Here is a 14,254-nt window from a genome sequence, read left to right as displayed (position 1 = left end):
AGCCCGGGCCCAGCCCCAGACCCCGGAACCGAGCCCGGGACCGCCCCGGACGGGGCCGCAAGCCCCGCCCCGCCCCCGGCCCGCACAGCACAGCGGACCCGCACCCCCGCATCACCACCCCGACCCCGCATCACCACCCCGACCCCGCACAGCGGAACGGAGCGTATGCGCACATGTCCCGTAGCCGCTCCGCATCAGGAGCGATGAGCCCCTCCGACCCCGCAGCACATGCCTCGGCCCGCTCGGCCGCCGACCGCGCCCCGGACCGTGCGTCCGGCCGGGGGCCGGGTCCGGCGGTCCGGGCCGCTGCCGACCCCGGGGGCGGAGCCACCCCCGGGACGCGGGACGGGGCTCTCGCTTTCGTGGAGAGCCCCGTCCAGCTCCTCAACGTGCTGGAGTGGGCGCACAATCATCCGGCGCCCGGCGCCGTGGGGCCGCTCGCTCTCGTCGTGCTGCCTCCGCATGATCCGATGACTCGCGGCCAGTTGCGCCGGATGGCCGAGCTGGCCCGCGACGAGGGGTTCACGGTGAGCTGGCAGGAGGCCAGGGACGGCGTGGGCGGCGCGCTCAGCAGTCTGCTTGCGCTGGCCCGCCGGGTGCGCAGGGCCCGGACCCTGGTGATCGGGGATCCCTTCTCGCGCTATGTGCAGCTGCTGCTGGCTCTGACGCCCGCGCGGGCCGCGCGGCGGATCACGGTGGTGGACGACGGTACGGCCACCATGGAGTTCGTCTCCCAGCTGGCGCGGGGGGAGCGCTTCGTACGGTGGCATCGGCGCGGTGTGCGGGGAGGGGTGCGCGGATTGCTGTTCGCGCCGGTCTCGCGTCGGGCGCGGCGCCGCCTCACCCCGCGTCGGGACGGTTCCCGCCCGGTCGAGGTGTTCAGCTCGATGCCGGTGGAGCCGCCCGAGAATGTGATCGTGACGGCGAACGAGTTCGCCTGGACCCGTGCCCGGTTCGGTCCGCCGCGTCTGACCCGGGGCGCCGATCTGGTGGGCACCTCGCTCGTGGAGACGGGTGTGGTGGACACCGAGCGGTATCTGGAGGCGGTCGCCTCGCTGGCCCGTGCCTACGGTGCCACCCGGTACTTCGCCCACCGCCGGGAGAGCAGCGAGAAGCTTCAGCAGGTCACGGCCGCCACCGGGTTGGAGATCGTCCGCCCGGATCTGCCGCTCGAACTGGTCGCACGTCGCGGGCCCGTCGGCAGGACCATCCTGAGTTTCCCCTCCACCGTCGTCCACACGCTGCCGCTGGCGCTCGCGGGCACGGCGGTGACCGTGGCGGTGTGCGATGTCGATCCGGCCTGGCTCACCCGGACCGCTTCGCCTCGTGCCCAGGGCTTCCTCGCGGGTGTCACGGGGACGGCCCGGGGGGTGCGCAGGCTGCCCTCGGCACTGCCCGCTCCACCGGGCCGGAGCGTATGAGCCCCGGCGGCACCGTCGGGCAGTCCGCGGTGGCACCGCCGCGCGCCCCCGGGCCCGCGCGGCTGATCTTCCCCCGCCGGTCCACCGGGAGGCGGCACGGGAAAATTTCGCAGGTATACCCAACCGCATAGGGACATAACCGCCGCCCAGCCTAGATTTTCTTCCCCTGAGAGGTTGAACTTTGCTGGATCTCTAGTCAGTTGCGGTGTCAAGGGGCCTACTCTTCGGACCATGAACGAACTCCTGTCCCCTGCAGCACCGGAGGTAGACGCACGCGGGGCCGCCGGCGTACTTCCCGAGCTGCCCGGCCGGCTGACCGATCCCCTCCGCCGTGAGCTCATCGCCTTCCGTCGCGATCTCCATATGCACCCAGAGCTGGGCAATCAGGAGTTCCGCACGACCACGGCGATCAAGACCCGCCTGGAGCGTGCCGGACTGCGCCCCCGGGTGCTGGCCATGGGCACCGGCCTGATCTGCGACATCCACCCCGAGCCCGGCCCAGGGGCCGACCAGCAGGCCGCCGACCGGCAGGCCGCGGAGTCGGCGACCGCCGCGGTGCCGCAGGCGGCGGGCCCCGCCCACGCGGCGCCGCCCATGCTGGCGCTGCGCGCGGACATCGACGCGCTGCCGATCCCGGACACCAAGGAGGTGCCCTACCGCTCGACGGTGCCCGGCCGGGCCCACGCCTGCGGGCACGACGTGCACACCACCGTCGTGCTCGGCACCGGCCTGGTGCTGGCGGAGCTGGCCAAGGCGGGTGCGCTGCCCCGTCCGGTGCGGCTGCTGTTCCAGCCGGCCGAGGAGGTGCTGCCCGGCGGTGCCGCCGACGCGGTGGACTGCGGGGTGCTGGACGGTGTCGGTTCGATCCTGGCCGTGCACTGCGACCCGCGGGTCGACGCGGGCCGGATCGGGCTGCGGGCCGGGCCGATCACCTCGGCCTGCGACCGGCTGGAGGTGGTGCTCAGCGGTGCCGGCGGCCACACCGCGCGGCCGCATCTGACCACCGACCTGGTGACGGCGGCGGCGAAGCTGGCCACCGAGGTGCCGGCGCTGCTGGCCCGGCGGGCGGACGCCCGTTCCGGCCTGTCGCTGACCTGGGGCCGGATCGAGTCGGGGCATGCGCCGAATGTGATCCCGCAGCGCGCGGAGCTCTCCGGTACGCTGCGCTGCCTGAATCTGCCGACCTGGCGGGAGGCTCCGGACCTGGTGCACGAGGCTGTCGACGAGGTGGCGACGCTGCACCGGGCCAAGTGTGAGCTGACCTATGTGCGCGGGGTGCCGCCGGTGGTCAACGAACCGTCCGCGACGGCGCTGCTGCGGGAGGCGATGGCGGCCCGCTCGGGCGCGGCGTCCGTGGAGACGACGGAGCAGAGCCTGGGCGGGGAGGACTTCTCCTGGTACCTGGAGCACGTCCCCGGCGCGATGGCCCGGCTCGGGGTGCGCCCGGTCGGCGACCGCCGCAGTCGCGATCTGCACCAGGGCGATTTCGACGCGGACGAGTCCGCGATCACCACCGGCGTCGAACTGTTCACCGCCGCCGCGCTGCTGCACCGTTCGTAGTCCCGCCCGCCCGCCCGTACGGAGCCGGCGACCCGCCCGCCCGGAGGCCGCGACCCGGCCGCCCGGACCGGCGAACCGAGGGCCGGAGGCCCCGACGTACTCCGGCGCCACCCGCGCCACCGGCGCCACCCGGGCCACCGGCGCCACCCGCGCCACCCTGCCGCTCGGCCGACCCGCGCCACCCGCGCCGCTCGGCCGACCTCGGCCCCACCCGCTGCCCGGCGGCAGGGCCAGGGCAGTGATCCATGCCACCGCCGGGGACACGGCGGCCCGGGCAGTGGTCCTGCTCGGCGCCGTGCATTTCGCCCTTACCCCGGGACAGGGGAAATTCCGCACCGCCACAAAAGGGTCAAAAGTGCATATCAGGGCGCCGTTCGCGACGATCCGATAACAGCGGTTCCCGTCTTCTTCTGCTGGAAATCTACGCGCGTTAATCTGTGGCCGTCTCAAGGGCCGGAACCCGAACTGCGGGGCCGGAACCGGTGCTCCACGATTCGAAGGGGACCCTGTTGCGTCGGGTAACAAAGCTGGCTGCGGCGGTCACGGCCACCGCGGCTCTCGCACTGACGGCCACCGCGTGCGGTGAGAGCTCTACGGAGTCGGGTGGCAAGAAGAACAAGGGCGTCGGACTCGCTTTCGACGTCGGCGGTCGGGACGACCACTCGTTCAACGAGGCGGCGGCCCGCGGCACGGACAAGGCCGAGAAGGAACTCGGCGTCAAGACCAAGGAGATGACCGCCGGCAACAACGAGACGGAGGAGACCCGCGAGCAGCGGCTCACCTCGCTCGCGAAGGCCGGCTACAACCCGGTCATCGGCGTCGGCTTCAACTACGGCAAGTCGGTCAACAAGGTGGCCAAGGACTTCCCCGACACCACGTTCGGCGTGGTGGACGAGCAGTCCCACGCCAAGAACGTCGTCGGGATGACCTTCGCCGAGAACGAGGCGTCCTACCTGGTCGGCGTGGCCGCTGCCAAGAAGACCAAGACGGACAAGGTCTCCTTCATCGGCGGCGTGGACAACGCGCTGATCCAGAAGTTCGAGGCGGGCTACGTCAAGGGCGTCAAGGACACCGACCCGAAGATCAAGGTCGAGGTCGACTACCTGTACAAGGAGTCCGACAAGGGCTTCAACGACCCCGCGCGGGCCAAGAACATGGCCAAGGGCATGCTCTCCCGCGGCAATGACGTGATCTACACGGCGGCGGGCCAGTCCGGTGCCGGCTCCATCGAGGAGATCAGCAAGAAGAAGGGCGCCTGGGCCATCGGGGTCGACTCCGACCAGTACCGGCAGAAGGGCCTGGGCAAGTACAAGGACGCGATCCTGACCTCCTCGGTCAAGAACGTCGACGTGGCCGTCTTCGAGCTGATCAAGAGCGTCAAGGACGGCAAGCCGCTCACCGGCAACCAGACCTTCTCGCTCAAGGAGAAGGGCGTCTCGGTCGCCACCTCCGGTGGCTTCATCGACGACATCCAGGACGACATCGACAAGGCCACCGAGAAGATCACCTCCGGCGAGGTCAAGGTTCCGACCCGCCCGTGACCCGGTGGAGGCGGCACCGTACGCAGCCCGGCACAGCCGCGGCGCGTACGGTGCCGCCCCCGTCCGCCTCGTCGCGGCGTCCCGTCCGGCGGTGCCCCGGGCGCCCGTCCCCGGACGCGGTGCCCGGTGCTCGTCCCCGTGGACAGTGCCCCGGTGCTCGTCCCCACGCAGTGCCCCCGGCACTCGTCCCCGCATCATGAGCCGTCGTGCCCGCACGGCGGAACCATGCCGTCCGGCCCGGCGCGCGCCAGCGCCCCGGAGCCGGTAGCCGCCGGTCCGCGGATCGGCCGGCCCCAGCGCCAGCAAGGGAGCGCGTCAGTCAAGTGTCCAGCCAGTCCAGCGGCAGCAGCGGCGAGCCGTCCGAGGCGGGTCAGGAGCCCGCGGCGGCCGTCGAACTGCGCGGCATCACCAAGCGGTTCCCGGGAGTGGTCGCCAACCGCGACATCGACATCCGGGTCGACCGGGGCACCGTGCACGCCCTCGTGGGCGAGAACGGCGCCGGCAAGTCCACCCTGATGAAGATCCTCTACGGCATGCAGCGGCCGGACGAGGGCACCATCAGCATCGACGGCGACGAGGTCGCCCTGCACAGCCCGGCGGACGCCATCGCCCGCGGGATCGGGATGGTGCACCAGCACTTCATGCTGGCCGACAACCTCACGGTGCTGGAGAACACGGTGCTGGGCGCCGAGCGGCTGTACGGCATCGGCTCCCGCGCCCGCAAGAAGATCAAGGAGCTGTCGGACGCCTACCAGCTCGGCATCCGCCCCGACGTCCTCGTCGAGGACCTGGGCGTGGCCGACCGGCAGCGCGTGGAGATCCTCAAGGCCCTCTACCGCGGCGCCCGCATCCTCATCCTCGACGAGCCGACCGCCGTCCTGGTCCCGCAGGAGGTCGACGCGCTCTTCGCCAACCTGCGCGAGCTCAAGGCCGAGGGCCTGACCGTGCTGTTCATCTCGCACAAGCTGGGCGAGGTGCTGTCCGTGGCCGACGCGATCACGGTCATCCGGCGCGGGACGACGGTCGCGTCCGTGCGGCCGGAGGAGACGACGCCCAAGCAGCTCGCGGAGCTGATGGTGGGCAGCGAACTGCCGTCGGCCGAGACCCGCGAGTCGACCGTCACCGACACGCCGATGCTGCACGTGGACGGGCTCCACCTGTCGGCCGCCGACCCCGACGGCGGTCGCCGCACCGTGCTGGACGGCATCGGCTTCACCATCCACAAGGGCGAGGTGCTCGGCGTCGCCGGCGTGGAGGGCAACGGCCAGGCCGAACTGGTCGAGGCCATCATGGGCATGTGCGACCCGGACGACGGGCTGATCACCCTGGACGGCCAGGACATCTCGCACGCCCCCACCCGGCACCGCCGGGAGAGCGGGATCGGCTACATCCCCGAGGACCGGCACCGGCACGGGCTGCTGCTGGAAGCGCCGCTGTGGGAGAACCGCATCCTCGGGCACGTCACCGAGAAGCCCAACTCCAAGGGGCCGGCGTTCGGCATCCCGGGCGCGCCCCAGCTGCTGGCCCTGGGCCAGGCGCGGGCCGACGCCGAGCGGATCGTCGGCGAGTACGACGTGCGTACGCCCGGTATCGAGGTGACCGCCGCCAGCCTCTCGGGCGGCAACCAGCAGAAGTTCATCGTCGGCCGCGAGATGAGCCACGACCCCAAGCTGCTGATCGCCGCGCACCCCACCCGGGGCGTGGACGTCGGCGCCCAGGCGCAGATCTGGGACCAGATACGCACGGCCCGCCGCGAGGGCCTCGCCGTCCTGCTGATCTCCGCCGACCTGGACGAGCTGATCGGCCTCTCGGACTGCCTGCGGGTGATGTACCGGGGCCGCCTGGTGGCGGACGCCGATCCGGCGACGGTCACCCCGGAGGAGCTGGGCTCGGCGATGACCGGCGCGGCCACCGGCCACCTGGAACACCAGGAGGACACCGCGGGCGAGCAGCCGGAGGACGGCCGGGCGCGGGACTCCGACGGCGCGGACTCCGCCGACACCCCGCGGACCGCCGCGGCCGACACCCCGCGGACCGCCGCGCAGACCGACTCGTCGACCGACCCGGAGAGGGGAGGCGACAAGTGAGCCGCCTCAAGGACAAATTCAGCGCCCAGGCCGTGCTGCAGGCGCTGGCCGCGCCCGCGCTCGCCCTGCTCGCGGCGTTCGCGCTCTCCTCCGCCGTCATCATGGCGACCGGCAAGGACCCCTTCCACGCCTTCTACGTGATGGTCGACTTCGGCTTCAAGAGCGACAGCCAGGTCTGGATCATCAACAAGGCGATCCCGTACTACCTGTCGGCGGCCGCCGTCGCCATCGGCTTCCGGATGAACCTGTTCAACATCGGTGTGGACGGGCAGTACCGGGTGGCGGCGTTCTTCGCCGCCGTCGTCGGCGGGGCGCTGGCGCTGCCCGGTGTGCTGCAGATCCCGGTGATCATCATCACCGCGATGGCGGTCGGCGCGCTGTGGGCGGGCATCGCGGGCGTGCTCAAGACCACCCGCGGGGTCAGCGAGGTCATCACCACGATCATGCTGAACTCCATCGCGGGTTCGCTGATCGGCTACTTCCTCTCCGAGAACAAGCTGGGTGTGAAGGACGGCAACCTCTTCCACACCCCGACCATCCCCGAGTCGGGCCGGTTCTTCCTCCTCCCGACCACCCCCGACCCCATCTACGGCACGGTGCTCATCGCCGCCGTCATCGGACTGGCGTACTGGTTCGTGCTCGGCCGCACCCGCTTCGGCTTCGACCTGCGCGCCGTGGGCCGCAGCGAGTCGGCGGCCGCCGCCAGCGGGGTCAGCGTCCGCCGGATGGTCGTCACCAGCATGCTGCTCTCGGGCGCGGTCGCGGGCCTGGTGGGTATGCCGACGCTGCTGAACAAGTCCTTCAGCTACGGCACCGACTTCCCCACCGGCGTCGGCTTCACCGGCATCGCCATCGCCCTGCTGGGCCGCAACCACCCCATCGGCATGGCGCTGGCCGCACTGCTCTGGGGCTTCCTCGAACGCACCGGCATCCAACTGGAGTTCGAGGGTTACGAGCAGGAGATCGTCGGCGTGATGCAGGGCGTCATCGTGCTGTGCGTCGTGATCGCCTACGAGATCGTCCGGCGCGTGGTGCTGCGCAGGCAGCAGAGCGCGGTGGGTGCCGAGCTGAGCGCCCAGAACGCCCCGAGTACGGAGAGCACCCAGGCAGAGAAGGCGGGGACCACCGCATGAGCACCACCACGTCCGCGCCGAAGAAAGCCCCGGCGTCCGCACCCCCGCGCGCCAAGCGCAAGCTCTCCTACCCGGTCGTCCTGCTGCTCGTCGCCGGCGGGCTGCTGCTGCTCTCGCTCGTCCGCGTCATCACCGGCGACGTCCAGCTCAGCAACAGCCAGCAGTTCTCCTCCGCGCTCGGCGCCGCCGTCCCCATCGGACTGGCCGGTCTCGGCGGGCTGTGGGCCGAACGCGCCGGCGTCATCAACATCGGCCTCGAAGGCATGATGATGCTCGGCACCTTCGCGGCCGGGTGGATGGGCTGGCAGTACGGCCCGTGGGCCGCCGTCCTCGCCGGGATCATCGGCGGCGCGCTGGGCGGGCTGCTGCACGCGCTGGCCACCGTCACCTTCGGCGTCGACCACATCGTCTCCGGTGTCGCCCTCAACATCCTCGCGCTGGGCCTGGTCCGCTACCTGGCCAAGCTGTGGTTCGGTGCCACCGGCAGTGCCGCGGCCCAGGCCGGGGGCAACGACAAGCAGTCGCCGCCGATGGACAGCATGTCCACCTTCTCCGTACCCGGCCTCGCCGACGGACTGGGCAGCATCGAGAAGCACCACTGGTTCCTCGTCTCCGACCTGGCGGGCATCCTGCGCGCCCTGGTCGACGACGTCTCCTGGCTCACGGTCCTCACCGCGCTGCTCTTCGTCGGCAGCTTCTTCGTCCTGTGGCGCTCCTCGTTCGGACTGCGGCTGCGCTCCTGCGGCGAGAACCCGGTGGCGGCCGAGTCGCTGGGGGTGAACGTCTACTTCTACAAGTACGCGGCGCTCACCATCTCCGGCGCGCTGGCCGGGCTCGGCGGCGCGTTCCTCGCCGTGGGCGTGCACATCTACCAGGAGAACCAGACCGGCGGCCGAGGCTACATCGGCCTCGCCACCATGATCTTCGGCAACTGGCGGCCCGGCGGCGTCGCCATGGGCGCGGGGCTGTTCGGCTTCATGGACGCCCTGCGCGTCGTCGGCGGCGGCACCACCGTGCACGCCATGCTGCTCCTGATGGCCGTGCTGCTGGTGGGACTCGCCGTCTGGAAGCTGCGCACCGGCCTGCGGGGCGCCCGTATCCAGGCCGCCGTCAGCCTCGTTATCGCCGTGCTGCTCGTGCTGTGGTACGCGCTGACCGACACCGTGGCGCTGGAGTTCGTCGAGATGACGCCGTACGTCACGACGCTGCTGGTGCTCTCCCTCGCGGCCCAACGCCTCCGTGCGCCACGCGCGATCGGCAAGTCGTACCGACGAGGCGAGGGAACATAGCCGTGCACGAGGCCGCCGCGACCGCACCCGGCACCGACATCGACTGGCAGGAACTGCGCGCCCGCGCCCGGGCCGCCAAGGCCCGGGCCTACGCGCCCTACTCCGGCTTCCCCGTCGGCGCCGCGGCGCTGGTGGACGACGGCCGCACCGTGACCGGCTGCAACGTGGAGAACGCCTCCTACGGGATCGGACTGTGCGCCGAGTGCGGACTGGTCTCCGACCTGTGCGCCACCGGCGGCGGCCGGCTCCTCGCCTTCACCTGTGTGGGCGGCGACGACGGGAACGTCGTCGCCCCCTGCGGCCGCTGCCGCCAACTGCTGTGGGAACACGGCGGCGGCAGCCTCCTGGTGGAGGCACCCTCGGGGGTACGTCCCCTCTCGGAACTGCTCGCCGACGCATTCGGCCCCGAACAACTGGCCCGCTGAGCCGGGCCCGTGCGCGGGCCGCCGGAACGGCCGTCGGAACGAAACCGCCGGAGCGAGACCGTCGGAACGAGACCGTCGGAACGAAAGAGGAACGACAGCATGGACGCCATCTCCGTCATCCGCGCCAAGCGCGACCGCCAGGAGCTGACCGGCGAGCAGATCGACTGGGTCATCGACGCCTACACGCGCGGAGCGGTGGCCGACGAACAGATGTCGGCCCTGGCGATGGCCGTCTACCTGAACGGCATGACCCGCACCGAGATCTCCCGGTGGACCGCCGCGATGATCGCCTCCGGCGAGCGGATGGACTTCGCCGGGCTGGCCCGCCCCACCGCCGACAAGCACTCCACCGGCGGCGTGGGCGACAAGATCACCCTGCCGCTGGCGCCCCTGGTGGCGGCCTGCGGCGCGGCCGTCCCGCAGCTCTCGGGCCGCGGTCTCGGTCACACCGGCGGCACCCTGGACAAGCTGGAGTCCATCCCCGGCTGGCGTGCCTCGCTGACCAACCCCGAGATGATGCGGGTACTGGACGAGGTCGGCTCCGTCATCTGCGCCGCGGGCGACGGACTCGCGCCCGCGGACAAGCGCCTCTACGCCCTGCGCGACGTGACGGCGACCGTCGAGTCCCTCCCGCTGATCGCGTCGTCCATCATGTCCAAGAAGATCGCCGAGGGCACCGGCGCACTGGTCCTGGACGTCAAGGCGGGCTCCGGCGCGTTCATGAAGAACGTCGAGGACGCCCGCGAGCTGGCCACCGCCATGGTGGAACTGGGCACCGACCACGGGGTGCGGACCGTCGCGCTGCTCACCGACATGAACACCCCCCTCGGCCTGACCGCCGGCAACGCGCTGGAGGTCCGCGAGTCCGTCGAGGTCCTGGCCGGCGGCGGCCCGGCCGACGTCGTGGAACTCACCGTCGCGCTGGCCCGGGAGATGCTCGACGCGGCGGGACTGCCCGACGCCGACCCGGCCAAGGCACTCGCCGACGGCTCCGCGATGGACGTCTGGCGCCGCATGATCGCCGCCCAGGGCGGCGACCCCGACGCCGCACTCCCGCGCGCGCGGGAACAGCACGTCGTCACCGCCCCCGCCTCCGGTGTGCTGACCCGGCTGGACGCCTACGCCGTCGGCCTCTCCGCCTGGCGCCTGGGCGCGGGCCGCGCCCGCAAGGAGGACCCCGTCCAGGCCGGGGCCGGTATCGAACTCCACGCCCGGCCCGGCGACACCGTCACCGCCGGCGCCCCGCTGCTGACCCTGCACACCGACACCCCGGACGCCTTCGGCTACGCGGAGGCCGCCCTCGAAGGCGCCTGGGACATCGCGGCGCCCGGCACCTCCCACGAGCCGACGCCGCTGATCCTGGGCCGCGTCGGCTAGCTTCACCCGCACCGAGCCGATCAGTCGGGGAACCGGTTCCCGAGCCCGCCGCCCGGGTCCGGTTCCCCGCTGTGCTGCGGAACGGCAGCAGAAGGGCGGCCCCATGCTCACGTCCATACCCGTCGGATGGCTCTGGCTGCTCGCCGCGGCATCCCTCGCCCTGTCGACTTGGCTGCTGGGCAGCTGGATCCCGCTGCGGAAGTTCCGCATCGCCTATCCGGTGGTCATGACCGCGGGCGGCGCACTCCTGGTCACCGTCTGCCGCTGGAACGACATCGGCCTGAGCGGAGCCCTCGTCATGTACGCCTGCGCCCACATCGGCCTGACCGTCGGCCTGCTGCCGCAGCGCACGCTGTTCCGGGAGATCCTCGACCGCTGGCGCCGAGGCGAACCCACCCACCACCTCAAGGCCCCACCCCGCCACCAGCTCTTCCTCGCCGCCTCGGTCGTCACCGTCCTCCTGGCGGGCTTCGCCCTGACCCGCTGACCCGCTGACCGTGCTGACAACAAGCCGGCCGCTCCGGCCGTCAACGCTGGGGGCGGCCGGACGCCCGGACCGCGATGTGAGTCGCCGTGCGGGGACGTGCCGGCATCGGTCAGACCTGTTCGAAGTGGAACGCCTTGATGAAGCAGTCGCGGGGCTGGGCGACGGCGAAGAGGATGCACTCCACGAGTGACTGCGCGGTGAGGGCGTCCTTGGCCTCGCGCGGTGTGGTCTCCCACTCCTCGGAGAGCGGGTCGAGATTGTCGAAGTCGGGCGGGTAGAGGGAGATCACCCGGACCCCCTGGGGCCGCAGGCGCTTGGAGAGGATCTCGGCGAACCCTGCCTGGGCGCTCTTGGCCGCGTAGAAGGCGTCGTGCGCGTCGGAGCGGTGATGACCGGCCGTTCCGCAGGCGGAGACCATGGTCACCACGTCCGGCCTCTCCGAGTTGAGGAGGAGGGGGAGGAAGTTCTTCACGGTCAGGACGGTGCCGGTGGCGCCGGATGTGATGGTGTCGACGACGTCGGCGTCGGAGGCGGATTGGAGGTCCGGACCTTCGAGGTAGCGGGAGCCGTTGTTGATCAGCACGTCGATGCGGTCGGTGTACGCGGCGACGTCGGCAGCGAAGTCGCCGATCGAGGCCGGGTCCGTCAGGTCGCAGGCGAAGGCGTGGACCTGCTGGTGCCCTCGGCCGCGAATCTCGTCGCGGACACGTTCAGCGGCGGCGAGAGTGCGCGCGGAGAGGAAGACCTCGGCACCGAGGTCCGCGAGACGGATGGCCAGAGTGCGTCCGAAATCGCGTCCGGCGGCGGTAATGACCACGTGGTGCTCGTCGAGTCTCATGCCGGTGCTCCTGGTTCGTGGATCGGAGGGTGAGCTGAAGTGCGAAGGCTGACCTCGGCGGCGTAGGCGGTCCCGTCCCCAGCGGCGGCGCGCTGCCCTCTGACGGCGCGGCGACGTCGATGCCGAGGGCACGGGCGAGGACCGTGGTGGGCAGTTCGCTGGTGGCGCACGGTTGCGGCGGGGGAGGGGAGTGGGGTGCCCCAGAGGAGTGACAGCTCGACGTCGACCGCTGGCGGTTGCTGCGTCAGCACGCGTGCATAGAAGTGCAGTTGCCGGCGTGGAGGCTGGTCAAGCAGGGGCAAGGGCGGCGGGCCGCTCAGCCGCGCATGAAGGCCCCGGCGAGCAAGGCGAACTGGTGCCGGCGACGGGTGGCCGCTCGGTGGCGGGGCGGGTGGGTGGTGCTCCGCCCCGCCGGTGGCCGGGTGGTCAGCTCACGGGGTGGTGGTCGCCGCCTGCGCGGTGAACGCTGCCCATGCGGTGGGCGAGACGGCGAGGGGGCGGATCCCGGTGTCCTTCGAGTCGCGGACGTGGACCGTCTCCGGCCCGACAGCGACCTCGACGCAGTTGTCGCCACTACTGCCGCTGTAGCTGCTCTTGTGCCAGTCCAGTTCGGTGCTCATAGCGCTCCTCGAATCTGCTTCAGCAGGCTCACCGAGGCTTCGTGGCTCAGGGCCTGTGAGCGCATCTTGCCATAGCGCTGGAGCATTGCACTGACAGCTTTCGGGTCGGTGAGGAGAGCGCTGCTCTCGTGCCCCTCCACGTACCCGACCCACTCGTTGGTCTGCGTTTCTGCCAGGTACATCTGGCCGTCAGCACCTACATGCTCGGGCTGGTGAACCGGCATGAGCTGGATCTCGACATTGATCCGGCGTCCCATCTCCAGCAGGTGGTCGATCACTGCGGCGGTCACCTCGGGGCCGCCCAGATCGCGTTCGAGCAGGTACTGCTCGATGATGAAGCTGAAGGCGGTGTTGGGGCGCTCGGCCAGAAGATTCTGGCGCTCCAGCCGGGCCGCCACCTGCCAGTCGATCTGCTCCGGGGTGAGGGGCGGCAGCCTGCGTTCGGACAGGCCCCTGATGTACGCCTCCGGCTGCAACAGCCCCGGGATCGCCCGGCACTCGTAGGCGTACAGGGTGATCGCTTCCTCTTCGATGCCCGCCCACTGCTGGAACCAGGAGGCCAGTCCGGCCTTGCGCCGCAGGCTCTTGGCGGCGGCTTTGAGGATCTTGGCCGCGAGGGGGCCCAGTACCGGTTCGGACCGTTGCGGCAGGTCTCCCGGGGGGAACCGCTTGCCCTGTTCGATCTTGGCGACGTAGTGGGTCGAGTACCGGATGCGCGGGGCGAACTCCTCCTGGGTGAGATCCGCCTCGTCGCGCAGGGCCTTCAGTACCGAGCCGAAGGTCTTGAGTCCGTCCGAGACTTCGGGTTCGCTGGGTGCAGTCGCGTCCTGGTCCGACGTCATCGTCGCGTGCCTTCCGTGCCGTGTGCCGTTCCCCGCTCAACCTGTTCAGCGTCACGGAAGGTGACGCGCCCAGTCCAGTGCGTGAACCGGTACAGCGGGATCTGTACCGGTGCCGTATCTGTCAGTGACCGGAGCGTCCCGGAACGCTGGGGATCATGCACGCTCCCCGGGCCGAAGCGCCCCTCACCACCGATGTGTTCGTACAGCGGTTCTCCGCGACCCGGCGCGGTGCGCGGCTCGCGCGCCGCCTGGCCGCGTACCAGCTCGATGTGTGGGGCGTGCCGTACGGCGCCCCGCTCTCCGAGGCGGTGACGCTGATCGTCGCGGAGCTCAGCTCCAACGCGGTGCTGCACGGCCGCGTTCCGGGCCGTGACTTCGAACTGCGGCTCCTCCGCGACCGGGAGAGCGGGCGGGTACGGGCCGAGGTCTCCGACACCTACCCCGGACTGCCCGTGACGCTGGCGCCCTCCTCGCACCAGGACTGGGGGCGCGGCCTGCTGCTCGTCGACGCGCTGGCCTCCCGGTGGGACGTGGGCGCACGGCTGGGCCCGGGCAAGACCGTCTGGGCGGAGGTGGACGCCCCCGGGCACGCCTGACCGGTGTGCCCGGTTGCAGGCGGTGCGGGGATCCTCCG

13 protein-coding genes are annotated in these 14,254 nt (G+C 71.5%); 10 read left to right on the top strand and 3 right to left on the bottom strand.

From position 1 onward, the window contains the following. Nucleotides 1–203 precede the first annotated feature (203 nt). From A949_RS0119845 to A949_RS0119805, 9 genes are all read left to right on the top strand, one after another. On the top strand, nt 204–1,421 hold the full coding sequence (locus tag A949_RS0119845) for a hypothetical protein (protein WP_019357774.1): 1,218 nt from the start codon (nt 204–206) through the stop codon (nt 1,419–1,421). A 231-nt stretch (nt 1,422–1,652) separates the two neighbouring features. Continuing rightward, complete coding sequence (locus tag A949_RS0119840) at nt 1,653–2,981, top strand: amidohydrolase (protein WP_026004847.1); 1,329 nt, start codon at nt 1,653–1,655, stop codon at nt 2,979–2,981. A 509-nt stretch (nt 2,982–3,490) separates the two neighbouring features. After that, nucleotides 3,491–4,522 carry a BMP family lipoprotein gene (locus A949_RS0119835; RefSeq protein WP_026004846.1) on the top strand — a complete coding sequence of 344 codons (1,032 nt, stop codon included), beginning with the start codon at nt 3,491–3,493 and terminating at the stop codon, nt 4,520–4,522. A 323-nt stretch (nt 4,523–4,845) separates the two neighbouring features. After that, nucleotides 4,846–6,609 (top strand): ATP-binding cassette domain-containing protein, encoded by a 1,764-nt coding sequence (locus A949_RS0119830; RefSeq protein ID WP_019357770.1) that lies wholly within the window; start codon nt 4,846–4,848, stop codon nt 6,607–6,609. Further along, nucleotides 6,606–7,742, top strand: a complete 1,137-nt coding sequence (locus A949_RS0119825; RefSeq protein WP_019357769.1) for an ABC transporter permease — start codon at nt 6,606–6,608, stop codon at nt 7,740–7,742. Before A949_RS0119830 ends, A949_RS0119825 begins: the two co-directional genes overlap by 4 nt. Further along, the gene (locus A949_RS0119820; RefSeq protein ID WP_019357768.1) at nt 7,739–9,031 is read left to right on the top strand and encodes an ABC transporter permease; all 1,293 of its coding nucleotides are present in this window, start codon (nt 7,739–7,741) and stop codon (nt 9,029–9,031) included. The genes A949_RS0119825 and A949_RS0119820 overlap by 4 nt, the downstream gene beginning before the upstream one ends. Before the next feature lie 2 nt (nt 9,032–9,033). Beyond that, on the top strand, nt 9,034–9,456 hold the full coding sequence (locus A949_RS0119815; RefSeq protein ID WP_019357767.1) for a cytidine deaminase: 423 nt from the start codon (nt 9,034–9,036) through the stop codon (nt 9,454–9,456). A 99-nt stretch (nt 9,457–9,555) separates the two neighbouring features. Further along, nucleotides 9,556–10,833, top strand: a complete 1,278-nt coding sequence (locus tag A949_RS0119810) for a thymidine phosphorylase (protein ID WP_019357766.1) — start codon at nt 9,556–9,558, stop codon at nt 10,831–10,833. Nucleotides 10,834–10,936: 103 nt separating this feature from the next. Continuing rightward, nucleotides 10,937–11,320 carry a hypothetical protein gene (locus tag A949_RS0119805; RefSeq protein ID WP_019357765.1) on the top strand — a complete coding sequence of 128 codons (384 nt, stop codon included), beginning with the start codon at nt 10,937–10,939 and terminating at the stop codon, nt 11,318–11,320. 109 nt (nt 11,321–11,429) lie between these two features. Here the strand turns inward: A949_RS0119805 and A949_RS0119800 are convergent, their stop codons facing one another. The 3 genes from A949_RS0119800 to A949_RS0119790 form a co-directional block, all read right to left on the bottom strand. Further along, nucleotides 11,430–12,158, bottom strand: coding sequence for an SDR family oxidoreductase (locus A949_RS0119800; protein WP_019357764.1), 729 nt, complete (start codon nt 12,156–12,158; stop codon nt 11,430–11,432). A 431-nt stretch (nt 12,159–12,589) separates the two neighbouring features. Further along, on the bottom strand, nt 12,590–12,778 hold the full coding sequence (locus tag A949_RS0119795; protein WP_019357763.1) for a DUF397 domain-containing protein: 189 nt from the start codon (nt 12,776–12,778) through the stop codon (nt 12,590–12,592). Next, nucleotides 12,775–13,620, bottom strand: coding sequence for a helix-turn-helix domain-containing protein (locus A949_RS0119790; RefSeq protein WP_019357762.1), 846 nt, complete (start codon nt 13,618–13,620; stop codon nt 12,775–12,777). Before A949_RS0119790 ends, A949_RS0119795 begins: the two co-directional genes overlap by 4 nt. Before the next feature lie 155 nt (nt 13,621–13,775). Here A949_RS0119790 and A949_RS0119785 point away from each other — a divergent pair, with 155 nt between their 5' ends. Further along, a complete protein-coding gene (locus A949_RS0119785) occupies nt 13,776–14,216 on the top strand; it encodes an ATP-binding protein (RefSeq protein ID WP_019357761.1) in 441 nt (146 codons plus the stop codon). The last annotated feature ends 38 nt before the right edge of the window (nt 14,217–14,254 follow it).

Source organism: Streptomyces sp. AA1529, assembly GCF_000280905.1.
Lineage (GTDB): Bacteria > Actinomycetota > Actinomycetes > Streptomycetales > Streptomycetaceae > Streptomyces.
Note: the sequence above shows the minus strand (reverse complement) of the source record. Positions and strands in the feature narration are given on the sequence as shown.

What these genes read in the sequence shown, in the direction of transcription:
- A949_RS0119845 (WP_019357774.1), top strand. Translation starts at nt 204, where the DNA reads ATGAGCCCCTCCGACCCCGCAGCACATGCCTCGGCCCGCTCGGCCGCC.
- A949_RS0119840 (WP_026004847.1), top strand. Translation starts at nt 1,653, where the DNA reads ATGAACGAACTCCTGTCCCCTGCAGCACCGGAGGTAGACGCACGCGGG.
- A949_RS0119820 (WP_019357768.1), top strand. Translation starts at nt 7,739, where the DNA reads ATGAGCACCACCACGTCCGCGCCGAAGAAAGCCCCGGCGTCCGCACCC.
- A949_RS0119810 (WP_019357766.1), top strand. Translation starts at nt 9,556, where the DNA reads ATGGACGCCATCTCCGTCATCCGCGCCAAGCGCGACCGCCAGGAGCTG.
- A949_RS0119805 (WP_019357765.1), top strand. Translation starts at nt 10,937, where the DNA reads ATGCTCACGTCCATACCCGTCGGATGGCTCTGGCTGCTCGCCGCGGCA.
- A949_RS0119800 (WP_019357764.1), bottom strand. Translation starts at nt 12,158, where the DNA reads ATGAGACTCGACGAGCACCACGTGGTCATTACCGCCGCCGGACGCGAT.
- A949_RS0119795 (WP_019357763.1), bottom strand. Translation starts at nt 12,778, where the DNA reads ATGAGCACCGAACTGGACTGGCACAAGAGCAGCTACAGCGGCAGTAGT.
- A949_RS0119790 (WP_019357762.1), bottom strand. Translation starts at nt 13,620, where the DNA reads ATGACGTCGGACCAGGACGCGACTGCACCCAGCGAACCCGAAGTCTCG.
- A949_RS0119785 (WP_019357761.1), top strand. Translation starts at nt 13,776, where the DNA reads ATGCACGCTCCCCGGGCCGAAGCGCCCCTCACCACCGATGTGTTCGTA.